General features: G+C 44.0%; 17 protein-coding genes. 11 read left to right on the top strand and 6 right to left on the bottom strand.

Annotated features, from left to right (window positions below; all coding sequences use genetic code 11):
* Positions 1 to 131: 131 nt before the first annotated feature.
* The 6 genes from ACHUFI_RS00290 to gntR all read left to right on the top strand — a co-directional run bounded on the left by ACHUFI_RS00290 (position 132) and on the right by gntR (position 6,403).
* Entirely contained in the window at positions 132 to 1,148 is a 1,017-nt protein-coding gene (locus ACHUFI_RS00290; protein ID WP_137356839.1) for a TRAP transporter substrate-binding protein, read from the top strand.
* Between the two features lie 112 nt (positions 1,149 to 1,260).
* A complete protein-coding gene (locus ACHUFI_RS00285; protein WP_394246060.1) occupies positions 1,261 to 1,818 on the top strand; it encodes a TRAP transporter small permease subunit in 558 nt (185 codons plus the stop codon).
* Positions 1,811 to 3,133, top strand: a complete 1,323-nt coding sequence (locus ACHUFI_RS00280; protein WP_394246058.1) for a TRAP transporter large permease — start codon at positions 1,811 to 1,813, stop codon at positions 3,131 to 3,133. Before ACHUFI_RS00285 ends, ACHUFI_RS00280 begins: the two co-directional genes overlap by 8 nt.
* 100 nt (positions 3,134 to 3,233) lie before the next feature.
* Positions 3,234 to 3,734 carry a gluconokinase gene (locus ACHUFI_RS00275; RefSeq protein WP_394246056.1) on the top strand — a complete coding sequence of 167 codons (501 nt, stop codon included), beginning with the start codon at positions 3,234 to 3,236 and terminating at the stop codon, positions 3,732 to 3,734.
* Positions 3,734 to 5,251, top strand: coding sequence for an NADP-dependent phosphogluconate dehydrogenase (gndA, locus tag ACHUFI_RS00270; RefSeq protein ID WP_394246054.1), 1,518 nt, complete (start codon positions 3,734 to 3,736; stop codon positions 5,249 to 5,251). Before ACHUFI_RS00275 ends, gndA begins: the two co-directional genes overlap by 1 nt.
* A 150-nt stretch (positions 5,252 to 5,401) precedes the next feature.
* Positions 5,402 to 6,403, top strand: a complete 1,002-nt coding sequence (gntR, locus tag ACHUFI_RS00265; protein ID WP_137356844.1) for a gluconate operon transcriptional repressor GntR — start codon at positions 5,402 to 5,404, stop codon at positions 6,401 to 6,403.
* Positions 6,404 to 6,449: 46 nt separating this feature from the next.
* Here the strand turns inward: gntR and ACHUFI_RS00260 are convergent, their stop codons facing one another.
* Positions 6,450 to 7,232 carry a siderophore-interacting protein gene (locus tag ACHUFI_RS00260; RefSeq protein WP_394246052.1) on the bottom strand — a complete coding sequence of 261 codons (783 nt, stop codon included), beginning with the start codon at positions 7,230 to 7,232 and terminating at the stop codon, positions 6,450 to 6,452.
* 276 nt (positions 7,233 to 7,508) lie between these two features.
* Between ACHUFI_RS00260 and ACHUFI_RS00255 the strand changes: the two genes are divergently transcribed.
* Positions 7,509 to 9,464 (top strand): sensor domain-containing diguanylate cyclase, encoded by a 1,956-nt coding sequence (locus ACHUFI_RS00255; protein WP_394246051.1) that lies wholly within the window; start codon positions 7,509 to 7,511, stop codon positions 9,462 to 9,464.
* Between the two features lie 90 nt (positions 9,465 to 9,554).
* On the opposite strand, the gene ACHUFI_RS00250 is transcribed toward ACHUFI_RS00255, so the two are convergent.
* Both ACHUFI_RS00250 and ACHUFI_RS00245 read right to left on the bottom strand, forming a co-directional pair.
* A complete protein-coding gene (locus ACHUFI_RS00250) occupies positions 9,555 to 11,027 on the bottom strand; it encodes a peptide MFS transporter (RefSeq protein WP_394246049.1) in 1,473 nt (490 codons plus the stop codon).
* 335 nt (positions 11,028 to 11,362) lie between these two features.
* Positions 11,363 to 12,733, bottom strand: coding sequence for an L-serine ammonia-lyase (locus tag ACHUFI_RS00245; protein ID WP_394246930.1), 1,371 nt, complete (start codon positions 12,731 to 12,733; stop codon positions 11,363 to 11,365).
* 277 nt (positions 12,734 to 13,010) lie between these two features.
* Between ACHUFI_RS00245 and ACHUFI_RS00240 the strand changes: the two genes are divergently transcribed.
* Positions 13,011 to 13,877: a YdcF family protein gene (locus tag ACHUFI_RS00240; RefSeq protein ID WP_394246048.1), complete on the top strand. Its 867-nt coding sequence runs from the start codon at positions 13,011 to 13,013 to the stop codon at positions 13,875 to 13,877.
* 13 nt (positions 13,878 to 13,890) lie between these two features.
* On the opposite strand, the gene ACHUFI_RS00235 is transcribed toward ACHUFI_RS00240, so the two are convergent.
* Both ACHUFI_RS00235 and ACHUFI_RS00230 read right to left on the bottom strand, forming a co-directional pair.
* Complete coding sequence (locus ACHUFI_RS00235; protein WP_394246047.1) at positions 13,891 to 14,571, bottom strand: hypothetical protein; 681 nt, start codon at positions 14,569 to 14,571, stop codon at positions 13,891 to 13,893.
* 176 nt (positions 14,572 to 14,747) lie between these two features.
* Positions 14,748 to 15,014: a putative hemolysin gene (locus ACHUFI_RS00230; RefSeq protein ID WP_394246045.1), complete on the bottom strand. Its 267-nt coding sequence runs from the start codon at positions 15,012 to 15,014 to the stop codon at positions 14,748 to 14,750.
* Between the two features lie 239 nt (positions 15,015 to 15,253).
* Here ACHUFI_RS00230 and ACHUFI_RS00225 point away from each other — a divergent pair, with 239 nt between their 5' ends.
* Both ACHUFI_RS00225 and ACHUFI_RS00220 read left to right on the top strand, forming a co-directional pair.
* Entirely contained in the window at positions 15,254 to 16,186 is a 933-nt protein-coding gene (locus tag ACHUFI_RS00225; protein WP_394246043.1) for an exopolyphosphatase, read from the top strand.
* A 123-nt stretch (positions 16,187 to 16,309) separates the two neighbouring features.
* The gene (locus tag ACHUFI_RS00220) at positions 16,310 to 16,828 is read left to right on the top strand and encodes an NUDIX hydrolase (protein ID WP_394246042.1); all 519 of its coding nucleotides are present in this window, start codon (positions 16,310 to 16,312) and stop codon (positions 16,826 to 16,828) included.
* A 30-nt stretch (positions 16,829 to 16,858) separates the two neighbouring features.
* Here ACHUFI_RS00220 and ACHUFI_RS00215 read toward each other — a convergent pair whose 3' ends face one another.
* Positions 16,859 to 17,929 carry a phage integrase gene (locus tag ACHUFI_RS00215; protein WP_394246041.1) on the bottom strand — a complete coding sequence of 357 codons (1,071 nt, stop codon included), beginning with the start codon at positions 17,927 to 17,929 and terminating at the stop codon, positions 16,859 to 16,861.
* A 132-nt stretch (positions 17,930 to 18,061) separates the two neighbouring features.
* Between ACHUFI_RS00215 and ACHUFI_RS00210 the strand changes: the two genes are divergently transcribed.
* Complete coding sequence (locus ACHUFI_RS00210; protein WP_394246040.1) at positions 18,062 to 18,469, top strand: hypothetical protein; 408 nt, start codon at positions 18,062 to 18,064, stop codon at positions 18,467 to 18,469.
* Positions 18,470 to 18,479 lie beyond the last annotated feature (10 nt).

The following is an 18,479-nucleotide window of genomic DNA, read 5'->3' as shown; positions in this document are numbered from 1 at the left end:
GTTTTCATCTATGTTCAAGGTGTGATCTTCCTCATAGACAGTTACGTAAAGTTACCGGTAACATCGCCTCAAACGTTACCGGTAACATATAACAACAAACCGGACTCTGTGAAACTCATAAGGATACCCCGATGAAAGCTATGACTAAAACGCTAATCGCTGCCACGATTACTGGCCTATTTTCAGCTTCAGCACTTGCTGCAGACTTTAAACTTAAGATTCAATCTTCGGATCCTTCTGGTGATTTGAACTATAAAGTTCAGCAAAACTGGGCCGAGCGCGTTGAGAAAATGTCTAATGGTCGCATCGACATCGATCTACTACCTGTAGGTGCTGTGGTTAAGCACACGGAAACGCTAGGCGCTATCAAAATGGGCATCCTAGATGGTCACGTAACGGCAACGGGTTACTTCTCTGGTAAAGATCCAGCGTTCGGTCTAATCGGTAACATGGTTGGTGCTTGGTCTGACACAACAGAGCTACTTCAATACATGAACTACGGTGGCGGTAACGAGCTAATGACTGAGCTTTACGCACCATACGGCGTGAAATTCATCGGCGCATCAACGACAGGTGTAGAAGCCTTCATTTCTAAAAAGCCAATCGACTCAGTTGAAGATCTAAAAGGTCTGAAACTGCGTGCCCCTGAAGGCCTAGTTCAACAAGTATTTGCAGCAGCAGGTGCGACTCCAGTAAACCTACCGGGTTCTGAAGTATTTACGGGCCTAAGCAAAGGCGTAATTGATGCGGCTGACTACACGGTATTTTCTACTAACCAAAAAGCGGGCATGAACGACGTTGCTCACCACCCAATTCACCCAGGTTTCCACTCACTGCCATTGATCGATATTTCAATCAGCCAGAAGAAGTGGGACAAGATGCCTGAAGATCTACAAGTTATGCTGCAAACGTCGGTTCGTGATTTCTCTTACGACATGACAACACAGCTTAAGATTGCAGACCAAGCGGCTGTGAAAGAAGCGCAAGCAAACCCAGAAATCACTATCCACGATTGGTCACAAGAAGAGCGTAAGAAGTTCCGTGAAATCGCTAAAGGCCAATGGAAAGTGTTTGCTGAGCGTTCACCAAGCGCGAAGAAAGTATACGACTCAGTAACTAACTTCCTTGAAGCTAACGGTCTACTTTAAGTTTTACCTATCAACACAACATGGTTATCTCGAAGCTTTAAATAATAACTAAGATAGAGATACGACTAAGAGGGCGGTTCTCGCCCTCTATTTCCTTTGGGATATTAGCGGTATGAATGACAACACTCCCCACGCTCCTGTTGAGCCAGAAGAGCAACCTAGGAATCTACTCGACAAGTGGGTTTTGAAGTTGGGCAATGCTCTTAGCTTACTTTTTATCATCACAGTTGTGATTTCGTTTTACGAAGTGTTAATGCGCTACGTATTTGATTCTCCTACCACATGGGTTCACGAAACAGCATCTTTCATAGGAGGGGCTCTGTTTGTCTTTGGCGGTATTTATTCTTTTGCGAACAATAAGCACGTGCGCGTTGTTCTTATCTACGATTACGTTTCTGATCGTACTCGTCGTTACTTAAACCTTGTTCACCATGTCGTTGGATTGGCTTTTGCGGGCATGATGGCTTACGCCGCGTATGTCATGGCGGAAGGGGCATGGTTTACTCCATGGGGTGAGTTTAGGCTTGAAACATCAGGCTCGTCATTAAACCCTCCTTTCCCAGCATTATTGAAAGGCATTATTTTCGTTACGCTTTGCGTACTCGTGGTTCAATTTATTTTACATCTTATCCAAGAAATTCAAGGCCTAAGGAAGAATAACGATGTTTGATTTATCTTCAATGGGAATCGCATGGGGTAGTTTACTCATGCTGGCTATGATGATCGGTTTACTGTTAACCGGCATGCAATTAGCCTTTGTAACTGGCTTTGTTGCCATCTTCTTTACGCTCGGTTGGTTTGGTGTGGATGCACTGCCACTTATCGCGAGCCGTATGTACAGTTTCTCTTCGGGCTACATTTTCCTCGCTATCCCGATGTTTGTTTTAATGGCTGCATTGCTTGACCGTTCAGGTATTGCACGTGACTTGTTCGACGCAATGAAGTCTGTGGGTCGCCGAGTTCGCGGTGGCGTTGCGGTGCAAACGCTGTTAGTCGCGGTATTGCTAGCGTCTATGTCTGGCGTTATCGGTGGTGAAACCGTTCTACTCGGTATTCTTGCTCTGCCACAAATGCTGCGCTTAGGTTACGACCGCAAGCTGGCTATCGGCACCACTTGTGCTGGTGGAGCGTTAGGTACCATGCTACCACCAAGTATCGTTTTGATTATCTACGGTATGACGGCAAGTGTTTCAATCGGTGACTTATTCAAAGCCTCTTTCTTACCAGCGTTTATCTTGGCTGGCTGTTACATCGCTTATGTATTAATCCGTTGTAAGTTAAACCCGGCGTTAGCGCCAATCCCAAGTGATGATGAGCTAGAAGAAGATCTTGAAAACCAACCGAGCTACTTTAAAGCGCTGTTCTTCCCGCTACTTTCTGTTGCAACCGTACTGGGTAGTATCTACACAGGTGTGGCATCTGTAACTGAAGCGTCAGCACTGGGTGTTGTAGGCATTATGATCAGTGCGGTGATTCGTAAAGAAATGTCTTGGTCGATGCTAAAAGACAGTGCCGTCGCCACCATGAAAACCTGTGGCATGATCATGTGGATCGGTATTGGTGCGAGTGCATTGGTTGGTATTTACAACCTAATGGGCGGTATTGATTTTGTTGAAGAAACCATTCTTGCTCTAAGTGGCGGCAGCGCATTAGCGACTCTGCTCATCATGATGGTGATTCTACTGGTATTGGGTATGTTCCTTGATTGGGTTGGTGTAGCACTGCTAACCATGCCTATCTTCGTACCAATCATTATTAGCTTAGGTTACGACCCAATTTGGTTCGGTGTGGTGTTCTGCTTGAACATGCAGGTGTCTTTCTTGTCACCACCATTCGGCCCAGCGGCTTTCTACCTGAAATCGGTAGCTCCAAAAGACATCAGCTTAGGTGAAATCTTTACTTCACTATTGCCATTCATCGGCTTACAAGTTTTGGTTCTTTCTTTAGTCATCATGTTCCCGCAGCTAGCCCTTTGGTGGCAATAGACATGCAGGAGAAGTAACGACTCCCAGTTACTGAGTTAGACCATATACACAATAGATTGTCAGCCCCAGTGAAAGTTGGGGCTAAGGAAAGTCTCGTCTTATGAAAAGTAAAAAAATATTAGTAATGGGCGTATCGGGCTGCGGTAAAAGCTTGATTGGTAGCCGTATCGCTAAAGCTTTGGATCTACAATTTTTTGATGGTGATGATTTTCACCCAGAAACAAACGTAGAGAAAATGCGCCAAGGTATCCCTTTGACAGACGAAGATCGTCAGGGTTGGTTGGAAACATTGAACCAACAATTCATCAGCCAACCAAGTGCGGTGATTGCTTGCTCGGCCTTAAAACCACAATACCGAGATATTCTGAGAAAAAACAATGAAGAGCTGGTGATTGTGTACTTACAGGGCAGCTTCGATACGATCTGGAATCGCCATAAGAATCGTGAAAATCATTATTTTAACGGTGAACAAATGCTGAAAAGCCAATTCGAAGCATTAGTTGAGCCTCAAAAAGGTGAAGCTTTGTTTGTCGATATTGCACAAGACGTCGAGCAAGTTGTTGAGAGTGCACTAGCCCTGCTAAAAAAGGATATCAAATAATGAGCGCGCAAAATACGCATCATATCGCGATGATTGGCCTAGGTGTGATGGGGAAAAGCCTAGCACTTAACTTGCTAGATAATGGTTTTGACGTAGCCGGTTACGATTTGAACCAAGACAATATCCATCGCGCTCAACACGAAGCGGATGCTCTTAAATCAAGCAATGCAGTTGATGGTAATTCTAAAGGGGCTTTCACTGCTGCATCTGATCTGAGCCATTTATTGAGCACATTGGCTAAGCCACGCGTTATTGCTTTGTCTGTGCCTGCTGGTAAGCCTGTTGACCTTGTCGTGGAAAGTTTATTAGAAGCGGGCTTAGAAAGTGATGATATCGTTATCGATACCGGCAATAGCTTATGGACTGATACTGAAGCGCGTGAACTTCGCTATAAAAACAAGTTACGTTTCTTTAGCACCGCAGTCTCTGGTGGTGAAGAAGGCGCTCGTGTAGGCCCTGCATTGATGGCTAGTGGCGATCAATCTGCATGGCAATATGTTCAGCCAATGTGGGAAGCAATTGCTGCGAAAGTGGACGCGAACGGTTTACCTGTCGGTCAGTTTGAAGCTGGTGAAGCGTGTGCCGCTTATGTAGGACCTGCGGGCTCTGGGCACTATGTCAAAATGGTGCACAACGGTATTGAATACGCGGACATGCAACTTATCTGCGAAGTGTACCATTTCATGCGTGATGTACTTGAGATGCCAGCAAAAGAAATTGGCGAAGTATTCGCGCAGTGGGATCAAGGCGTACTGAACAGTTACCTGATGGAAATCAGCGCCGATATTCTTCAGCAGGACGATCCGCAAACTGGCAAACCATTTGTTGAAGTGGTGCTCGATAAAGCCGGGCAAAAAGGCACTGGTTTATGGACGGCAGTTAACAGCCTACAAGAAGGTTGCCCAACGCCAACTATCGCTCAGGCCGTTTACGCGCGAGCAATGAGCGGGCAGAAAGTGCAGCGTCAGCAGGGTAGCCAATTACTTAAAGGTAAGATTGCAGACACTCGCCAGCTCGACAAGCATGAAGCGATCGCTGAGCTACACGATGCGTTATATTGCGCGAAGTTGTCGGTTTACGCTCAAGGCTTTGATCTACTGAAAACGGCATCTGAGAAAGAAGGCTGGCAGCTAGATTTCACTAATATCGCTAAGATTTGGCGAGCAGGGTGCATTATTCGCGCAATTTTCCTGCAAAGCATTACGACGGCTTATCAGACTAACGATGCGCTGCAGAATTTACTCTTTGATGAAACCTTCATCGAGCAGGTGCAAGAGCGCGAACTGGCATGGCGAATTGCGGTTGCAAACTCCGCTCTATATGGAGTACCAATGCCGGGTATCAGCTCAGCATTGAGCTATTTTGATTCATTACGTTGCGAAGTATTGCCTGCAAACTTACTGCAAGCTCAGCGCGACTTCTTCGGGTCACATACGTATTCGCGTATCGATGAACCGGAAGCGGACAAGTTTCACATCATGTGGAGTCAAAATCCTCGAACACAAATTAAGCGATAACTGATATTGAATAACGCCCTCAATTTGGAGGGCGTTATTGTTTGAGCGGATCATCAAATATTACAAACAATAGGCTACAAAAAACGATCCACTGAGATAAGATGTTACCAGTAACATTACTACCCCATACATAATAATCAGAACAGCAATATGGTAAACAAGAAGAAACGTCCTACCCTCCAAGACATCGCCGATTTAGTTGGTGTAACCAAAATGACAGTCAGCCGCTGCCTTCGTGACCCTTCACAAGTGTCTGACGCGTTAAGAGACAAAATTACTTCAGCAGTTGAAGAGCTAGGGTACATTCCAAACCGTGCTCCAGACATTCTGTCGAACGCCAAAAGCAATGCGATTGGTGTGTTGGTTCCCTCATTAACTAACCAAGTATTCGCAGAAGTGATCCGGGGGATTGAGCAAGTGACAGGCCCAGCTGGCTACCAAACCATGATTGCCCATTACGGCTATAGTGCTGAACTTGAAGAACAAAGCATTGCTTCTTTGCTGTCTTACAATGTTGATGCGATCATTTTGTCGGAGAACGTGCATTCAGATCGCGCTAGAAAAATGCTGCAAACCGCGTCGATCCCAGTAATTGAAATCATGGATTCCGTTTCCCCAAGAATCGAGCAAGCCGTTGGTTTTGATAACTTTGAAGCGGCGCGAGACATGACCAAAACCATGTTGAAGCGAGGGCGTAAGAACATCGCTTATCTTGCCGCCCGAATGGATGAGCGTACCCGTTTGAAAATGGCGGGCTATCAGCATGCAATGGAAGAGGCGAATGCCGAGCCAATGACATTACAAACCGAAGCGGCCTCGTCATTTACTTTGGGTGCTAAATTGCTTGGTGAGCTGCTAGATACGCACCCGGAAGCGAACGGCATTTTTTGCACTAACGATGACTTAGCGATTGGTGCATTTTACGAATGTGTTCGCCGCGGTATTCAAGTGCCACAAGATATGGCGATTGCAGGTTTCCACGGCCATGATATTACCTTAGCCATGACACCCAGATTAGCAACTGTAGTCACGCCGCGTGAACAGATCGGCTTGGTGGCCGCGCAGGAAATCGTTGCTCGATTGAAAGGGAAATCTGATTGGCAGGCTAAGTTGGATTTGGGGTACCAAATCGAAGTGGGCGAAAGTATTTAAAGACAAGAAATTTGCCCTTATTGGTTAACAATAAGGGCAAACATGATTATGCGTCTGCTAGGGTAGCATCTTCGCGTTTAATGACTTTGTGGCCATCTTCAGTCACACCGCGTTTCCAGTAACTACTGATGTAGATATTGTCTTTCTCGACTTCTTTTTCATTTCTGAAATATTGGCGTAACTGACGCATTGAATCGAACTCACAAGCACACCACACCGATACTTGGCCTGATAACCACTCTGCTTCACGAGCGGTTTCTGCTAACGTTTTCTCAGATGCCTCTTCTACTACCCATTGAACTTTAAGGCCCTCTGGGGCAGCTAGAGTTTGTTTATCTTGCTCTGAAGTGATTTGGATAATGGCGTGGCCGACTGCTTCTGAAGGTAAGCTATGTAGCTTGGCGGAAAGAGCAGGGAGGGACGTCATGTCTGCAGTTAAGAAGAACCAATCTGCTTCTAAATTAAGCCCCTGAATAAGCCCCGGGCCAGCAATTGATACGGTATCGCCCACCTGCGCATTCATAGCCCAACGAGCAGCAAATCCGCATTGTAGATCTTTCGTAATATGGCGTACAAAATCGACTTCGATAGTATTCGTTGCTTGGTTGAACTGTCGGATTGTATAGGTGCGCATGACTGGTCTCTCACCTTCCTTCAGGTCAGAGAGATCCGTATCGCCATTAGGGGAGAAAAGCAATTTGATATAGCCACCGGCACAGTGTGTTGGGAAGTTACTGAGCCCATCTCCTTGAAGCTCTAACCTTTGCATGTTTGGAGTTACGGTTACTGTTTTTGTCACGGTTAGGGTTACAGGTGCTGGTTTGCTCATAATCAATACTCACTTTTACTTTGAAGCTACATCATAAACATGCGACTCAAACAACTCAATGCTAATAGTTATCATTTACTTGCATTTACATTAGGAAATGGCCTAAATCGAGCATAGTGATAACGGCTTATTTCTATTCTTAGTGTAGTGAAAATCTTATCTTTGATAGGAGTGCGATATTTAATTGAAAAATTGAGGATTATCAGTGAGCGTACGTTGCGAAAGTAGACTAATTGCTTAAACTTATTGAGTAACTTAATGATAAATGAGGCGCTGATGGGATCGTTTAGGCATAAAAAGCATCTTTCCGTCTTTAGGTTGATTTACGACCGATTTTTATTTTCGGCGCTGATACCTTTACTTGTCATCGAGCTTGCTTTATTGGCGTTGTATTTTTCTGTGACGGGATTTGTTGAAGAGAAATATCAGACAACGTTAGAACAAGAAGCAAACACTAATCTTTCATTACTAACTCAAAAGCATATCGATACGATTAACGTTCAATTGGGGGAAGTGCATCGCATTGCCCACCTCATACAGTCGGAACAACAAAAAGCACTGAACTTACCTCATTCAAAACTCGACAATCAAACGCTACCTGTATTGGTTCAACATGCTAACGGCAGTTACTTTGTGGAAGCGCAACCTCAAGGTACGTCTTATTACTATTCTGGCGATACAAAAATCGGGACGATTCATCAGCAAAAAGTCCAACGTATTCAGCATGTGGAAGCGTTATATAAGGCGATTGTGGATGAAAGTGATATTATCCAGCAGGTGTATTTCAATACTTGGGACAACATGAATCAATTGTATCCCGCCATTGAAAATGTATCAGATGTCTATGGTCCGACGATCAATATGCGGGACTACAATTTTTATTATTTGGCTGATGCCGACAATAACCCATCAAGAGAGCCGGTTTGGACGAGCGTCTATTTAGATCCTGCAGGGCAAGGTTGGCTTGCATCCTGTGTTGTGCCTATTTACAGCGGAGACTTTCTCGAAGGAGTGAGTGGCATTGATATTACGATTGGATCGTTCATTTCAGATATCTTGGCGCTCGACTTACCTTGGGGGGCATCTAGCTTTCTTGTGGACGAATCCGGCGTTATTTTAGCAATGCCTCCGGAAATTGAAGCGTTAACTGGGTTAAGTGAGTTGGGCTCTGAAACTTATAGTGAACAAGGCGGGAAAAATGTCTATAAGCCTCAAGAGTTTAATGTAAGCAACATTCCCAATACAGCTTTTCGTCAACCGCTAGAATCATTTATTTCTTCTGGCGACGCTTCTTCCCTGATCGACGTTGCGGGTCAACGTTATTTGTTATTGCAAGGCACGGTTCCGGTAAATGGATGGCAGGTGATGACACTGGTGGATTATGAACTGCTGACTGCCCCGGTGACTAAGTTAGAAACGCTAACCACCAAGATTGGCTATATCGCTATTCTAATCATGGCTTTGTTTTATGTCGGTTTTTACTGGCATATCAAGCAACAAGCTAAGGTCTTGGCGTCTAAAATTGCCAAGCCGATAGAAAATCTTACCTTATTGACTGAAGACACCGGGCAGTTCCTTGCGACGGCTAGATTGTCGAGTTCGGGGATCAATGAAGTTGATGACCTAGGCGCGCATTTTTATAAGTTGAGTAAAGAGCTCGAATATCGAACCCGGGATTTGATTGAAACCGAAACACGCCAACAGTTAACGGAAGAAAAAGCAAACCTGTTGGAAAAGCTCTCAAATACCGACCATTTAACCAACTTGTCTAACCGAATGTTCCTAGAACGATTGTTGGATGTAGAAATCCGGAATTTCAAAGCAAGTCCGAGAGTGATTTCAATTATTTTACTCGATATCGACAAGTTCAAATTGGTCAATGATCGATATGGTCATGATGTCGGCGATGAAGTGCTGGTTGAAGTCGCCTCTTTGCTAGAAGAGAACACTAGAGGTGTGGATACATGTGGACGTTGGGGAGGTGAAGAGTTTTTGATCGTGTGCCCTGGAACCCCAATAGACAACGCCTTTCTTCTAGCGGAGAAAATACGGGTGATGTTTGAACGCCATCAATTTCATGATGCCTTTAGCTGTACCGCGAGCTTTGGGGTTGCTCAGCTGAAGTTAAATGAGTCAAAACATGATTGGTTTAAGCGTGTGGATCAGGCGATGTACAAGGCTAAAAATAGTGGCCGTAATCAAGTGGTACAGGCGGAAGAGTTGATGTCTTGATGAAGGTGATAATAAACGTATAAAAATGCCCTAATGAAAAATCATTAGGGCATTTTTTATGAGGGTTAGTGCAGCTAAGGGTGACGAGTATTAGCTTTCAGCTTCCACGAGTTCCACTTCATCTTTCTTAGCGGCTTCAAGCATCTTACGAATTACCAGTGAAGCACCCATTGCAATGCCTACCATAACAACGGCAAGTACCGTGAGAAGTTGGAAGTAGTCTCCGTAAACCGTTTGAACGATCTCTTGAGTGATCTCTTGCCCTTTTTCCAAAGCAATAGAAGTAGAGAATACCGCACCAACGATACCACTTAATGCAATCGCAACAGAGAACAAGCTAACAGAGAAGTTTTCTATGTGTTTAGGCGCTACCGATAGAATGAATGCCACCACCATAGAGCCAACAATCACTTCAGCGAACGCTTGGAAGAAGTGAATCGCTAGGAAAACTTCCGGGCGAATGAGGACATCTTCGCCAACGGTTGTTACTGCTAAGGTCAAAATACCGAAGGCGATTGCCGTTAAAATGAACGAGAAGCCCACTTTAGTGGCAGTCGAGAAGTTAATGTTACGCTTTTCTAATGTAGAGAAGAAGCCAGCGATAACCGGACCTGCAACCATACACCATAGTGGGTTCATCGCCATTGCAGCTTCAGGAGCGACAGGGATAAAACCAAACAGGTCACCGCGCATGGTATTGATCGCTACCATGTTCATCGATGTCATCATTTGACCGTAGTACACGAAGAAGCACGTAGTTAAAAAGGTAATGATCAGGATAGTACCCATTTTAAGCGCATCTGATTTCTTTGATTTGATCATTAAAGAAATGAAGTAGATGATCGCCGCTGCGCCAATGGCATAAACAATGTTTTGACCGATATCCATGTTCGAGAACATGAAGAATACCAAGCCAATCATAGCGGCAGATAACGATAGGAACGCAATCCAGTTTTTCGTACTCACGTGAGCTTGGTCGATGTCCGCACCAACCTCGACCAAACCTTTGCGGAAAGTGATCAGAGTGAACAGAGCTGCGCCCGCAAGAATACCTGATAGCATGAAGCCACCATGGAAACCAACGACCAGCACAAGCATAGGGAATAGATACTGGCCTAGGAATGCACCGATGTTGTTGATGGAGTAGTTGATTGGGTAGCCGTTTTCAAAATCTTCCTGCGTTTTAAAGGTACGCTTGTAGAGACTTGGGTACGAAGGAGACATGAGTCCGCGCGCGTAGCTCGCGAGTGCGATACCACAAAGTGCCATCGGAATATTAGTGGCGGATGCGCCTAATACTAACAAAACATAACCGCTCGAAAACCCGAGGTAGGCAATGGTTAGTGATCGGTAAGCCCCCAAGAACTTATCTGCAATAAAGCCACCCGCGATCGCAAATAGAGGCCCGATGGCAGAAAAGGCACCTACGACCATCATAGTGTCGGCTTCATTGTAATTAAGCTCTTCTAAGAAGAAGCGCGTGAGTATGACCATTACGCCATAGAATGAAAGACCAAACATCATTTGGCAGAACATCATGGACTTATTTAATCTATTCCACATTATTTTATTCTCGCTTTTGAGTTTAACAGTAGTGTAATAACCCAATTATAATATTATTTACAGTCATACATAAACTGAAACATTTATCTCAGATCAAACAACATTCAACAAAAGCTCACAATTAGAGCAAATATTCAATTTGTGAATAAATTTTCCGGCGAGACGATAAGAAGCATGTATTGGTTTGGATTAGCGAACGGCAGTCCAGAAGATAAACACGATGCTGTTGAGAGTGAGAGTGAGAGTGAGAGTGGCGACGGGAAAGCCTGAACTCCGTTTGTATGTATGAAAAGAAAAAAGCCAGCAAATGCTGGCTTTTCTGTATATAAAGGAGGTTATTCACATGGTGGGGCCATATGAATGACCGCTAAGCCCCCAAGAGAAGTCTCTCGGTATTTCTTGTTCATGTCTTTGCCCGTTTGATACATGGTTTCAATTACTTTGTCCAAAGAGATCAGACATTTGCTTGTGCGCTTTAATGCCATGCGAGAGGCATTGATTGCCTTCATCGCACCCATCGCATTACGTTCAATACATGGGACTTGAACTAAGCCACCGATTGGATCACATGTCATGCCTAATGAGTGTTCCATGGCAATTTCTGCAGCAATGCATATCTGCTCATTGCTGCCACCTCGCAACGCTGTTAAGCCAGCGGCAGCCATTGAGGACGAAACGCCGACCTCGCCTTGACATCCCACTTCGGCTCCTGAAATGGAGGCATTGGTTTTGTATAAGATGCCAATCGCGCCAGAGACGGCTAAGAAGTCTTTGAGCTGCTTAGTGTCGAGTTCTTTGATGAATCTGTGGTAGTACATCAGCACTGCGGGGATAACACCGGCCGCACCGTTGGTTGGAGACGTCACTACTTGACCACCCGCTGCATTTTCTTCGCTCACTGCGAAAGCAAACAGGTTAATCCAATCCATGATCTCCATCGGGTCACTTTCAACCGCCGCATTCGCATCGAGTTTTTTCAATAGCGCGGGTGCACGTCTAGTCACATTCAAGCCGCCATCTAAGATACCTTCGGTGTCGAAACCTCGCTGCATGCACAAAGACATGACTTTCCAAATTTGGTCGGTTTTTTGGTCTATGGAATCCATATCTTGGAAAGAGACTTCATTGCGCAGGACTAAACCACCTAGGCTTAATCCATGTTTTTCAGCGCTATTGAGAAATTCTTCTGCGGACGTAAATGGAAACTCGACGTCTACATCTTGCGTTTTTTTGCCATTTTCTAATTCATCTGCGGTAGCGATAAAGCCACCACCAATTGAGTAATACGTTTCAAACGCGAGTTGCTCACCGTCGCTATTAAACGCACTGATGGTCATGCCATTTTCGTGGAGTGGAAGGTTCGTTTCGTGAAACAACAGGTCGGTATCGACATCAAAGTCGATCTCATGCTGGCCACTAACCGAGAGTCGCTTATCTTCTACGGCTTTGCGCATAGCTAAGTTAGCGCTGGTGATCTTGATAGTATCAGGCTTATTCCCTAACAAGCCTAAAATCGTTGCGCGATCCGTGTGGTGGCCTCGGCCGGTTAAAGAAAGGGAACCATAAAGATCTATTTGGATGCGATTCACGTCTTTCAGACAAGTTTCAAGCAATTGGGTAAATTGGTAACCCGCAATCATGGGTCCGTTCGTATGAGAACTGGAAGGACCAACGCCAATTTTGTAGATATCAAAGATAGATAACATAATTACTTCCTGTGCAGGCATGGCTCGCTGAACGAGCTCTATATTCGTTGTATAGTAATGCGGGCTGTTAAACGGTAACGGCACGCAACTTTCCAAAGTCAGACTTATCTAATGTGAGCTAATGACCATCTTTTGAATTTAAGTGATTATTTTGTCGTTATATGAGAGCGATAATGCGACTCACCTAAAATCATCGATGCCTAAAAGTACTTTTGATAATTAAAATTGTATACATAATTCACTCTTTAGAATAACAAAAACGAGACTTGAGCATAAAATGAGCATAAATCACATACTGATTGTTCTGGGGAAAAGGCTAAATAACAATTTATTGACCAAAGAAGGCGAAAGCCGTGTCGAAGCCCTAAGCAAGTATTTGCTCAGTCATGCGTGTGAAGAGTTAGCTGTGGCATTTTGTGGTGGAGTCACGCCTGGACAGAGTGTGTCTGAGGCAAGCCGAATGCATCATTACTTTCGTGAAATTGAAAGTAATATGGCGACACCATTTGTTCTTGGTGGGGTGATACTCGAAGAAGAGTCCACGAATACAGTCGAAAACATCCAAAACGTTGCGAAGAAGCTGATCGAGAGTCAATTACTGAACGCTGGCAAGCCAATTCGCGTAACGTTCGCTTCAAACGATTATCATCTGCATCGAATTTTTGAAATTCAGCAATTGATGGACGAACAAGGGCTATTAAGAGTGCTAACTAATCGATGTGAAGATTTAGGTATTCAGCTCTTAATCGATAATAACCTAGCTCGTCATGTGGTCGTGCCCTATCCGCACCAACATCTACAAGGGCAACTCTTTTTATTGATGGATGAGCTCACAACTTATCGTGTGTATTTGGAAGGAGTCGTTGCTGGTGCATTTAAGCGAGATTTGGTGAGCGTGAGAGAGGTGCCTGCTGAAATAGCGACCACCGCACTAAGCAAAGCTAAATCGTTACTTCTAAGTGAGACTGAGTTTCCTTTGTTAGGCGTACTTTTGCCTGCGCTATCAGAGTGTGTGGAGCGAACCCCCCCAGAAACGTCTGTAAAAAAAGTCAGGGAGTACCTAGCGTTGCTGGATACTAACCTGACTTTGTTGAATCGTTACTTGGATCCTGAAGTGGCTTCGGAATCTCGCTGGTGGCGATAAACCACACCGGTGGCTACTGTTTTTTAGTCAGCCCTAGAACGGTCTTAATCGCAGCGAAAGTGATCAATGAATAACTCAGCAGTTCAGTCCCTTCTTCTGCGATGCTTTTAACATTTCGGATGTAGTGCTCATCCATCACGCCTTGCCAGAAGCTACCCATTCCGAACAAGCGAGAAAACACGAGAAGCAACATCACACCAGTTACCAGTAAGTTCATATGTGGTGATGCCAAAATTAGTGCAAGTTGATCGAGGGTGCGTTTACCATTTTTGCAAGCGTAAAAGATCGCACTGCCAGCAATAGCAACGGCTGGATAAACCCAAGCGCCATGAACAATTTGATCGAACCAGAAATCTAACTCTCGAACAAACATGACTGCGAAAAAAGCACTAATTAAGATTGCAGCATGGCGAATCTCACATCTCTCTTTGGCTAAGTAAGCAAATGAGGCCGAGGAAACTAGCAATAAAAGCTGTTGGAGCATTTCGGTAACCGACGTTTCGCCAATAGAGCCATTTAAAAACACAAAATCAATGCGAATCGCTAGGTTGACAATAATGCCAATCGCCATCACAACAAGCGCAGTCTGACAGCGTTGGTATATCACTTTTGAAGTAGAGTGAGAGAGCGTAAATTCAGGTAGCTCGACGGACAACGCTTTGTGCTGGTGCTTAAAGTTTTGTTGGCTTTTCATATGGGTAAAACTTATAGATTGTGTGATATAAATCGCAATTTTATAGGTGTTCCTGTGAGAAATGTCAGGGGAGCGTCAGGAAAGAAACGCCGTTCAATTGTTAGGGATTCTATATTCAGCCCATGAAACTTTAGCTGAATATAGAATTTGAGAAATAAATGAATAGTTAGAGTTGGTTAGGAAACTTGCTCTGAGTCAGACTCTTTTTGATGGTTCTTGCGGTAGTATTCCCACTGTTCTACTCGTTCTTCCTCAGACAGCGAGCAATAGGTCACGCGTTGGTCATTTTCTGTAACGGCTTCTAGTTCACCACCTTGCTGCACACAGTATACAGCGGCAGGGTTGGCCATCGATGTACGCTCTTTTTCACTGTATTGAGAATATTCATTAGCGCAGCCTGCCAAAACGACAGTTGCCGCGATCAGTAACCCGATTGATTTCATACTTTCTCCTAAGTGATTTTGGGTGACATATGAAATCAGTATATTTTAGATTTAACAAAGTGGTGTGTGAACTTGGTCAAGAGATTGATTGAGACTATTATTTACACAGGTTTAGGTTCTTTTTGAGCCCTAGGTCAAGCTTAAACATGATGCCGTGCACTGGTTGCTAATCATTTCTTGATTGCAAGTATTCTATGCGGTTATCTTTGATGTAAACGTTATATGGCAAAGGAATTAAAATGTCAGACCAAAAATACCGATTAGTCACGCGTAGCGATTTTGATGGACTTGTATGCGCGGTGCTACTAAAACAAAAGTTTGAAATTGACGATATCAAGTTTGTCCATCCAAAAGATATGCAAGATGGCAAGGTAGAGATTACTTCTAACGATATTGTTACGAACTTACCGTATGTTGCTGACTCATACTTAACGTTTGATCATCACCTATCAGAAACGATTCGGAATGAAGGTGATCTTGATAATCACATCATCGACCCTAATGCGCCTTCTGCCGCTCGCGTGGTTTGGGATTACTACGGTGGTGCCGAGACTTTTCCTGCTGAGTGGGAAGAAATGATGACAGCGGTCGATAAAGGAGACTCTGCACAGTTCAGCCGCGATGAGGTTTTAGATTCTCAAGATTGGAATCTACTGAACTTTCTTATGGATGCTCGTACAGGTTTGGGGCGATTCCGAGAGTTTCGAATTTCTAATTATGCGTTAATGATGGATCTTATTGATTACTGTAAGAACCATACGATAAAAGAGATTCTCGCGTTACCTGATGTGAAAGAACGTATTGACCTTTACCGTGATCACGAAAACAAATTCAAAGAGCAGGTTCAGCGCTGTGCGACGGTTCATGACAATTTAGTCGTTCTGAACTTGGTCGAAGAAGAAACTATCTATGCGGGTAACCGTTTTATGATTTACGCATTGTTCCCGCAATGTAATATTTCAATTCATAAGATGTGGGGATTCCAGAAGCAAAACATTGTCTTTGCAACGGGTAAATCTATTTTTGATAGAGGTTCAAAAACCAATGTTGGTGAGCTAATGCTGAAATACGGCGGGGGCGGACATAACGCTGCTGGTACTTGTCAGATCCCAACTGCAGATGCCGATTCCGTCGAACAAGAACTCATTGCGGCAATTACCGCAGATGGCTAAGCCACAATCGTGAAAAGCCATAGTTGGATATAGAAAAGCCCCGCACATGCGGGGTTTTTTGTATCCATCAAATGTTCAATGAATGTGTTACCATGCGCCAAAATAATTTAGACACAACGTACTATGAGACACCTAAAAACAACCATTCACCCTGACATCGAACATATAGACGACAAAACGGTTTTTCAGCGTAAAGCGGCTCGCGCTATCGTATTAGACGGTGAAAACATTCTGATGCTTTACACCCAGCGATACCACGACTACACCATCCCTGGAGGTGGTTTAGATAAAGATGAAGATGTTATCGCAGGCATGGTAAGGGAGCTGGAAGAAGAAACGGGTGCTCAAAATATTCACAGCATCAAGCCGTTTGGTATCTTTGAGGAGTTTCGTCCTTGGTATAAAGATGATGCCGATATCGTACATATGATTTCTTATTGCTATACCTGTAAAATCGATCGTGAATTGGGTGAAACGTCATTTGAAGATTATGAAATTAAAAATGGGATGAAACCTGTTTGGATTAACATTCATGAGGCCATTGCTCATAACGAGAAGACCATGGCCGAGAGCCCGAAAAAGGGCATGAGCATTGAGCGCGAAACGTTTTTGCTGCATTTGATTGCTAAAGAGATGCTGTAGGTTAAAAACGTCTGAAAGCCCTTTTAAACGCTAGATAACATCCTCTGCCGCCACTTTGTCGCCACTTTTTGGCGACAAAGAATTCAGAGGATTAAAGTGAATAGCATCGCTCAAATGGTTCGGTGCAAAGTGAGAGTAGCGCATCGTCATTGAAATATCGGTGTGACCCAAAATGTTCTGCAATACCAAAATATTCCCTCCATTCATCATAAAATGACTTGCAAAGGTATGGCGTAAAACATGCGTTCCTTGTCCTTTGGGTAAATTAGGCAATGCACGAGTAAGCCATTTATAGACAGTGCTGTATGAACAGCTAAATAAGCGACCTGATGTGTTTTTGTGAATCAGGTGATAAAGTTCTTCTGATATTGGCACCGTTCTATTTCGTTTTCCCTTGGTGTTAATGTATGTCACCTTGAATTGAGATAGTTGAGCACCTTTCAGTTCGATAGCTTCTCTAATCCTCGCTCCTGTTGCTAGGCATAGTTTTACTATGGCAGTGAGTTCATCACCCATTTCGCTATCTTTTACTTCATCAAGAAGGTGAGCGATTTCATCGAGGGTTAGAAACGCCAACTCTGGCTCTGAGGTTTTAAGTTTTCGGATATTGGCAATTGGGTTAGGGCCTTTCCACTCCTTCAGGCGGATAAGCTCGCTAAACATGGTTTTAAGCCAAATGAGATCATGGTTATGTGTGGCAATAGAGATAGGTTGATTCGTTGCGAGTTTACCTTGGTCGCGGCCTTTATAGATGCGATTAGCGCGGTAATGAGCAAGCATTCGTTCATTCAGTTGATTCGCGATAGGGTCATTTAAAGCTTCGCATACAATTTCCATTCTTCGCTTAGCTCTAAGCCCTGATTTGGTGTTTACACCATGTAGTTGATACCAAATCTCAATTAGTTGTGAAAGTCTTCGATGATCAGGTTTGTCGCCCATCCATGGTTTATCGTCAATTTCTTTCATTGTGTGCAGCTCAAAGGCCTTGGCTTCCCCCTTAGTTGCAAACTTCTTACGAACACGCTTACCTTTGCGCCCGTTTGGATAGCATTCACAGATCCATGGTTTGTTAGAGCCATCTTTTAAATTGCGGACAGACATAATAAAGCCTAAAATAACTGTATATAAAAACAGTATAAATCGAGCTAAAACGTAGAACAATGTTTTATATTGGGGTGAGAGCACATGCTCAAACCTGGCTTCAAATGTTAAAAAGGGCTGGTTAAATTCGTTATGTTTCAATCCATTCAGGTTAGCGCAGGGTACAGTATTATTAAAATGAACGCTGATGGCCCTATAGGTATGCACAAGAAGAATGATGGGACTATCTCGGCATTGTTGAAACTTGGGAAGTTGTTTACAGCACCATTTGGTGGCTTTATTGAAGCTGAAAATGTTATTGGATTGAAGTGGGTCAAACTCGTCGATATTAAGTACTTGTGTACTGACGAAGAAGCTGAAGTAGTCGAATACGTAATACAAAAAGACCATTATGTTGTCGGAACGTATAGGGAGAGGAAATTGTACATTCTGTTGTTTGGAGGGATGCCAAAACACCACAAGATTGAAGGGGGGAAGCACGATGGAAAAAACAATGTATCTAGAATGCTCGTACGTGAAGTTATAAAAAGGGCTGATTAAAACCAGCCCA

The sequence above is a fragment of the Vibrio profundi genome, from assembly GCF_043642225.1.
GTDB classification, from domain to species: Bacteria; Pseudomonadota; Gammaproteobacteria; order Enterobacterales; family Vibrionaceae; genus Vibrio; species Vibrio profundi_A.
The sequence above is the reverse complement of the archived record's forward strand: the minus strand, read 5'-3'. Positions and strand labels throughout refer to the sequence as shown.

Excerpts from the sequence above, each read along its gene's own strand:
- ACHUFI_RS00290 (WP_137356839.1), top strand. The coding sequence starts at position 132 with ATGAAAGCTATGACTAAAACGCTAATCGCTGCCACGATTACTGGCCTA.
- ACHUFI_RS00285 (WP_394246060.1), top strand. The coding sequence starts at position 1,261 with ATGAATGACAACACTCCCCACGCTCCTGTTGAGCCAGAAGAGCAACCT.
- ACHUFI_RS00280 (WP_394246058.1), top strand. The coding sequence starts at position 1,811 with ATGTTTGATTTATCTTCAATGGGAATCGCATGGGGTAGTTTACTCATG.
- ACHUFI_RS00275 (WP_394246056.1), top strand. The coding sequence starts at position 3,234 with ATGAAAAGTAAAAAAATATTAGTAATGGGCGTATCGGGCTGCGGTAAA.
- gndA (WP_394246054.1), top strand. The coding sequence starts at position 3,734 with ATGAGCGCGCAAAATACGCATCATATCGCGATGATTGGCCTAGGTGTG.
- gntR (WP_137356844.1), top strand. The coding sequence starts at position 5,402 with ATGGTAAACAAGAAGAAACGTCCTACCCTCCAAGACATCGCCGATTTA.
- ACHUFI_RS00260 (WP_394246052.1), bottom strand. The coding sequence starts at position 7,232 with ATGAGCAAACCAGCACCTGTAACCCTAACCGTGACAAAAACAGTAACC.
- ACHUFI_RS00255 (WP_394246051.1), top strand. The coding sequence starts at position 7,509 with ATGGGATCGTTTAGGCATAAAAAGCATCTTTCCGTCTTTAGGTTGATT.
- ACHUFI_RS00250 (WP_394246049.1), bottom strand. The coding sequence starts at position 11,027 with ATGTGGAATAGATTAAATAAGTCCATGATGTTCTGCCAAATGATGTTT.
- ACHUFI_RS00245 (WP_394246930.1), bottom strand. The coding sequence starts at position 12,733 with ATGTTATCTATCTTTGATATCTACAAAATTGGCGTTGGTCCTTCCAGT.
- ACHUFI_RS00240 (WP_394246048.1), top strand. The coding sequence starts at position 13,011 with ATGAGCATAAATCACATACTGATTGTTCTGGGGAAAAGGCTAAATAAC.
- ACHUFI_RS00235 (WP_394246047.1), bottom strand. The coding sequence starts at position 14,571 with ATGAAAAGCCAACAAAACTTTAAGCACCAGCACAAAGCGTTGTCCGTC.
- ACHUFI_RS00230 (WP_394246045.1), bottom strand. The coding sequence starts at position 15,014 with ATGAAATCAATCGGGTTACTGATCGCGGCAACTGTCGTTTTGGCAGGC.
- ACHUFI_RS00225 (WP_394246043.1), top strand. The coding sequence starts at position 15,254 with ATGTCAGACCAAAAATACCGATTAGTCACGCGTAGCGATTTTGATGGA.
- ACHUFI_RS00220 (WP_394246042.1), top strand. The coding sequence starts at position 16,310 with ATGAGACACCTAAAAACAACCATTCACCCTGACATCGAACATATAGAC.
- ACHUFI_RS00215 (WP_394246041.1), bottom strand. The coding sequence starts at position 17,929 with ATGTCTGTCCGCAATTTAAAAGATGGCTCTAACAAACCATGGATCTGT.
- ACHUFI_RS00210 (WP_394246040.1), top strand. The coding sequence starts at position 18,062 with ATGTTTCAATCCATTCAGGTTAGCGCAGGGTACAGTATTATTAAAATG.